This window comes from Paracoccus sp. (in: a-proteobacteria) (genome assembly GCF_032007265.1).
GTDB lineage: Bacteria > Pseudomonadota > Alphaproteobacteria > Rhodobacterales > Rhodobacteraceae > Paracoccus.
This window is the reverse complement of the sequence record NZ_DALZMB010000057.1, coordinates 1-5,300: the sequence shown is the minus strand read 5'-3', so window position 1 is coordinate 5,300 and position 5,300 is coordinate 1. Positions and strand designations below refer to the sequence as shown.

The window sequence follows — 5,300 nt, the reverse complement described above, 5'->3', positions numbered from 1 at the left end:
TCTGAAAGGGGTTCTGCAATTGCGGGGCATGGCAATATGTTGCTCTCCTTGCGCGGCTAAGCTGGGAATCCCTTCTGGTCTAAGTACCAAAACAGGAAAGCGAGTTTTAATTGCGCCCGCTGGCCTCCTGACGCTTGTCAATGCCGTCTGCCCTTGCGACCTTAGGATGGAGCGGGACAAGCCCGCCTTCATTCGGTCATCGCGCATTCCGAGGGTATTTCAATGGGTCTGCCGCTTTCGCGTCGCTTCTTTCTTGCCACTTCTATCGGGGCGCTCACGGCATTGATGGCCTCGACCGCACTGCCACGCCTTGGCATGGCTGCTGGTGCCGGGGGGCGTCTGGTCGTAGCCGCAGACAGTGAGCCACGCCAGCTGAACCCCGCAATCGTCGCATCGAATGGCGTTTTCTTCATCGCCTCCAAGGTCATCGAGCCCCTGGCCGAGGCAGGCTATGACGGGCTTAGCCCGCGTCTGGCCACCTCATGGCAGGGCGCCGAGGATGGCTTGAGCATCACCTTCAAACTGCGTGAGGGTGTGAAATGGCATGACGGTCAGCCCTTCACTGCCGAAGATGTCGCCTTTTCGGCCATCGAGGTTTGGAAGCCGCTTCAAAATATTGGACGCGAGGTCTTTGCCAATCTTGACCATGTCGAGACCCCCGACGCATTGACCGCAATCTTTCACTTCTCAAAACCCACGCCGATGCAGCTGATCGAAAATGCCTTGCCGGTCGTCTCTAGCGTCCTGCCCAAGCATATCTATGCAGGCAGCGATATTGCGACGAACCCGGCCAATGCCGCTTTGATCGGAACCGGTCCCTATACCTTTGCCGAATATAAGCCCGGCCAATATTATCTTCTGAAAAAGAATGCGGACTATTGGCATCAAGATCAGCCCTTGCTTGACGAGATCGTTTTCCAGATCCTGCCCGACCGCGCCGCCGCTGCCAGCTCGCTAGAGGCGGGCGAAGTTCAGCTGGCTTGCTTCTCGGCCGTACCGCTGAGCGATCTTGCCCGGATCAAAGAGGTGTCAGGGCTTGAGGTCATCACCAAAGGCTATGAAGACCTGACCTATCAGCTGATCGTCGAGATCAATCACCGCAACCCCGCGCTAAAGGATGTGCGGGTGCGTCAGGCCATTGCCCATGCGATCGACCGCAAATTCGTCCTTGAGACGGTCTTCTTGGGTTATGGTGCGCTGGCCACAGGCCCGATCCCGGCAACCGCCAAAACCTTCTACACCCCCGATGTCACCCTTTACGATTTTGACATAGCCAAGGCGAATGCCCTGCTGGACGAGGCCGGGCTTACAAAAGGGGCAGACGGCATCCGGTTGCGCCTGCGTCTGGCCCCCGCGCCCTATTTCAGCGAGACAAAACAGTTCGGCGACTATCTTCGTCAGGCCCTGCGCGAAATCGGCATCGATGCCACGCTGATCGCAAATGACAATGCCGGGCATCAAAAGGCGGTCTATACCGATCACGCCTTCGATCTGGCGATTGCGCCCACGGTCTTTCGGGCCGATCCCGCGATCTCGACCACAATCCTTGCCCGCTCGGGCATTGCCGATGGCGTGCCCTTTTCGAACCAGGGCGGGTATATCAATCCCAAACTGGACGAGGTCATCGACACCGCCCTTGTCACGCTTGATCCGGCCCAGCGCATCGCCCTGTATCAGACGTTCCAAAAGGACGTCACGGCCGATCTGCCCTTCATCAACGTGGTTGACTGGACCTTTACCTCTGTCGCCAGCACGAGTTTGGCCCCCATCGCCAATAACCCACGCTGGGCGGTCTCGTCTTGGGCCGATGCCGCGCTGAGTGCGTAAGCAATGCCCACAAAGACGCAGGCTTGGGGATTTTCGCGCAGATCCGGGATCATGACCCGGATCTTGCGCCGCTTGCTAAGCAGCATCCCCGTGCTGATCCTGGTGCTAAGCGGTAGCTTCTTCTTGCTCAACTCTGCCAGCGGAGACGCGGTTGATGCCTATTTGGCAGCAATTGGCGGGGGCAATGCCCAACAGGCCGCCGAACTGCGTGCAAGCTATGGTCTTGATGGATCGGCTTGGGCGCGGTTTGGTTATTACCTGTCTCGGCTCTTGCAGGGCGATTTGGGCTATTCCGTTGCCCTGAACCGATCGATTGCTTCGATAATCGCCGAGCGTTTGCCCGCAACCCTTGCCTTGATGGGCAGCGCCACCGCACTTTCCTTTCTGCTGGGTTCGATCTTGGGGGTTTTGGCCGGTCGCCGCCCTGGCAGCTGGACAGACCGCCTGCTGTCCACGGGCTCACTTGCCCTCTATTCGATCCCAAGCTTTTGGCTGGGTCTGGTCTTAGCGATCCTTTTTGCCGTGAAGTTGCGCTGGTTTCCGGTTTCCGGGCTCGAGACCATCGCTTCGGGCAAGTCAGGTTTGGCGCGCGCAGGCGATATCATCTGGCATTTGGCCCTGCCCGTTGCAGCGCTTTCCATGATCTATCTGGCGCTTTTTCTGCGGATGATGCGCTCGGGCATGATCGAAGCCTGGCAAGAGGATTACACCCTAGCGGCCAAGGCGCGTGGCCTGTCAGATTGGCGCATCACACTGAACCATGCCGCGTGCAATGCGCTATTGCCCTTGATCACGATGCTGGGCCTTCAGGCGGCATCCATGTTGGGGGGCAGCGTTGTCATTGAAAGCGTGTTTGGCATTCCGGGCTTTGGCAGGCTGGCCCAAGAGGCTGTGGCAGGGCGCGACTCGGCGCTCTTGCTGGGAATTATCCTGACCAGCGCAGTGATGGTCATTATCGCCAATCTGGCGGTCGATCTGGCCTATGGCTGGATCGATCCCAGAATTGATACAGCCCAGGGTGCGAATGTGCCGAAATGAGCAAGACCTTCAGCCGTGAACCCCATGTTTAGACGCATCCTTGCCACGCCCGAAGGCATGATCGGCACCCTATTGCTGGCCCTGCTCATCGGCATGGCCCTTAGCGCGCCCGTGCTTTTCCCCGGCGATCCTCAGGCCATTGCAGGCAGGCCGATGATCGCCCCCCTGCAAGATCCGGCCTTTCCACTAGGGACCGATCGCTTGGGGCGCGACCTTTTAGCCGGGATCTTTCACGGCGCGCGGGCCTCGCTTCTGGTGGGGCTGGCTGCAGCGCTGACTGCGATGGGTGCGGGAATGGTGTTTGGCACCCTTGCAGGCTTTAGCGGCGGCATTGTCGATGAGGCAATGATGCGGATTGTCGATGCCTTTCAGATCGTGCCCGGCTTTTTGCTGGCCCTGGCCTTTGTCTCGGCCTTGGGGCCCTCGTTGGGAACGGTCGTTCTGGCGATTGCGCTGGGGGCATGGACGGGACCTGCGCGGCTGGCGCGTGCCCAGGTCTTGCGCCTGCGTCAGGCTGATTTCGTTGCCGCCGCCCGGGTCATGGGTATGCATCCCGCAGAAATCGCCTTTCGTCAGATCATGCCTTTGGCATTTGGCCCGGTACTTGCCCTTAGCTCGATGATCGTGGCCGGGGCGGTTTTGACGGAATCCGCGCTGTCCTTCCTGGGGCTGGGCGATCCCAATACGGTGACATGGGGGGCCATGATCGCCGAAGGGCGCAATCAGCTGCGATCAGCCGCCTATCTGTCGTTGATACCGGGGCTGGCGCTGGTGCTGACGGTCATGGCCGTCCATTTAAGCGGCGAGGCCTTTACCCTGGCGCTGCGAGGGCGAGGCAAGCCATGATCACCGCGCCGACCCCCTCCCCATCCGTGCCCGGCGCTTTGCCAATCTTGACCCAGATCGTGCAGCTTGGCGTTACCTATCCCGCAATGACCACGCCCGCGCTCAAGGCAATCGATTTAACGATCCACCGCGGCGAAAGGCTGGCGCTGATTGGCCAGTCGGGCTCTGGCAAAAGCACCCTTGCACGCGCGATTGCCGGGCTTTTGCCCAAGGGCAGCCAGATCAGCGGTGCGATCAACTGGCCCGACGGCCCGCCAAAGCCCGGCCGTGATTTCGGCTATGTGTTCCAGGATGCAAGCGCCAGCCTTAACCCGGTCATCAGCATTGGCGCGCAGCTGATCGAGGTCATTCGCGCGCATGAGCCAATGCCAACAAAAGCCGCGCAAGAACGCGCGCTGGAGCTTTTGACCCAGGTTCAACTGCCCCAGCCAAGGGCCGCGCTGGCGCGTTATCCCCATCAGTTTTCAGGTGGGCAAAAACAGCGCTGCGCCATTGCTTTGGCCATTGCCGCCCGTCCCTCTATCCTGATCGCAGACGAGGCAACCTCGGCGCTGGATATGTTGGTGCAGGCAGAGATTGTGGCGCTGATTGACGGGCTTGTGCGCCAGATGGGTATGACTTTGATTTTCATCACACATGACATCGCGCTTGCTGCCGGGCTGGCTGATCATATCGCGGTGCTCAACCACGGCCAACTGGTCGAACAGGGCCCGTCCCGCACCTTGATCGCCGCGCCCCAGCAAGATTACACCCGCGAGCTGATTGCAGCCCATATCGATCTTTCGGCGCCGATCCTGATCTTGGATAGCGATAGGGATAGGGATAGGGAACCCGCAGCCTATTTTGAGCAGGCCAATGCCGTGCCCAAGGTGCTGTGATGCTGCTGGATGCCCGCCATATCAGCAAAAGCTTTGCGCCCAGCCCCGGCACCTCTCGGGCATTGATGGCGCTTGATAATGTGTCGATCCAGATTGACGCGGGCGAGACCCTGGGGCTTGTCGGCCCCTCTGGCAGCGGAAAATCGACCCTTGCGCGCGTCATTGCCCGCCTGATCCAGCCAGATCGTGGCGAGATTCAGTTTGACGGCACGGATTGGCTGGCCGCGAGCGGGGCCAAACTGCGGGCCAGACGCGCCGCGATGCAGATGGTCTTTCAGGACCCGGCGGCTGCCTTTCATCCCCATGCCAGCGTCACCTCTGCCCTGACCGACCCGCTGCGCATCCACCGCCTGATGCCGCGCAAAGACTGGCCTGATGAGGTCGCACGCCTTTTGCAGCAGGTCGAGCTGCCGGCTGATCTTGCCAATCGTGCCATTCGCGATCTGTCCGGGGGACAGCGCCAACGCATCGCCATTGCGCGCGCTTTGGCCTGCCGTCCCAAACTGGTCATTCTGGATGAGGCCGTTTCGGCATTGGATGTTTCGGTGCGGGGCCGCATCATCGCCCTATTGGTCGCATTGCAGCGCAAACATGGGCTGGCTTACCTGTTCGTCTCGCATGATCTGGCGCTGGTGCGCCAGCTTGCCCATCGCACCGCCGTCATGTCCGAGGGGCGTATCCTAGAGACCGGGCCAACCCAAAGCCTGATCA

The 5,300-nt window shown here is 60.3% G+C and carries 5 protein-coding genes; all 5 read left to right on the top strand.

Annotated elements, in window-relative coordinates; all coding sequences use genetic code 11:
- Positions 1-222: 222 nt before the first annotated feature.
- Positions 223-1,827 carry an ABC transporter substrate-binding protein gene (locus RTS12_RS12600; RefSeq protein WP_312529040.1) on the top strand — a complete coding sequence of 535 codons (1,605 nt, stop codon included), beginning with the start codon at positions 223-225 and terminating at the stop codon, positions 1,825-1,827.
- A gap of 3 nt (positions 1,828-1,830) precedes the next feature.
- Complete coding sequence (locus RTS12_RS12595; RefSeq protein WP_312529038.1) at positions 1,831-2,865, top strand: ABC transporter permease; 1,035 nt, start codon at positions 1,831-1,833, stop codon at positions 2,863-2,865.
- A gap of 24 nt (positions 2,866-2,889) precedes the next feature.
- Positions 2,890-3,711, top strand: a complete 822-nt coding sequence (locus tag RTS12_RS12590; RefSeq protein ID WP_312529036.1) for an ABC transporter permease — start codon at positions 2,890-2,892, stop codon at positions 3,709-3,711.
- On the top strand, positions 3,708-4,589 hold the full coding sequence (locus tag RTS12_RS12585) for an ABC transporter ATP-binding protein (protein WP_312529034.1): 882 nt from the start codon (positions 3,708-3,710) through the stop codon (positions 4,587-4,589). The genes RTS12_RS12590 and RTS12_RS12585 overlap by 4 nt, the downstream gene beginning before the upstream one ends.
- On the top strand, positions 4,589-5,300 hold a 712-nt coding region (locus RTS12_RS12580), incomplete at its 3' end, for a dipeptide/oligopeptide/nickel ABC transporter ATP-binding protein (protein WP_312529032.1). The genes RTS12_RS12585 and RTS12_RS12580, both read left to right, overlap by 1 nt.

Excerpts from the sequence above, each read along its gene's own strand:
- RTS12_RS12600 (WP_312529040.1), top strand. The coding sequence starts at position 223 with ATGGGTCTGCCGCTTTCGCGTCGCTTCTTTCTTGCCACTTCTATCGGG.
- RTS12_RS12595 (WP_312529038.1), top strand. The coding sequence starts at position 1,831 with ATGCCCACAAAGACGCAGGCTTGGGGATTTTCGCGCAGATCCGGGATC.
- RTS12_RS12585 (WP_312529034.1), top strand. The coding sequence starts at position 3,708 with ATGATCACCGCGCCGACCCCCTCCCCATCCGTGCCCGGCGCTTTGCCA.
- RTS12_RS12590 (WP_312529036.1), top strand. The coding sequence starts at position 2,890 with ATGTTTAGACGCATCCTTGCCACGCCCGAAGGCATGATCGGCACCCTA.